Consider the following 539-nt stretch of genomic DNA (forward strand, 5'->3'; position numbering starts at 1 on the left):
GCCGTGGTCACGTTGGACGAGCTGCCGTTGACCGTGAACGGCAAGCTCGACCGCAAGGCGTTGCCCGCCCCCGAGTACACGGCCGGCACCGGTCGACCCCCGGCCACAGTACAGGAGCAGATTCTTTGCGCCGCCTTCGCCCAGGTGCTGGGCGTGGAGTCGGTCGGCGTCGATGACGACTTCTTCCAGTTGGGCGGGCATTCGCTGCTTGCGGTGTCGTTGGTGGAGGTGTTGCGGGGGCGTGGTGTGTCGGTGTCGGTGCGGGCGTTGTTCGAGTCGCCCACACCGGCAGGGTTGGCGCGGGTCGCCGGCGCGGACGTGGTGGAGGTTCCGCAGAACCTCATCCCGGAGGGTGCCGAGCGGATCACGCCCGAGATGCTGCCGCTGGTGGAGCTGTCCGAGGCCGAGCTGGACCGGATCGTCGCAGGCGTCGACGGCGGCGCCGCCAACGTGGCCGACGTGTACCCGCTGGCCCCGCTGCAGGAGGGCCTGCTGTTCCACCACCTGCTCGCGGGCGGTGGAGCAGACGCATACGTGAC

1 protein-coding gene is annotated in these 539 nt (G+C 69.9%); it reads left to right on the forward strand.

Annotated features, from left to right (window positions below):
• The coding region (locus QSK22_RS33305; RefSeq protein ID WP_285498483.1) for a phosphopantetheine-binding protein at positions 1-539 on the forward strand (539 nt) is incomplete at both ends.

The organism is Actinomadura sp. NBRC 104425 (genome assembly GCF_030269545.1).
GTDB lineage: Bacteria > Actinomycetota > Actinomycetes > Streptosporangiales > Streptosporangiaceae > Spirillospora > Spirillospora keratinilytica.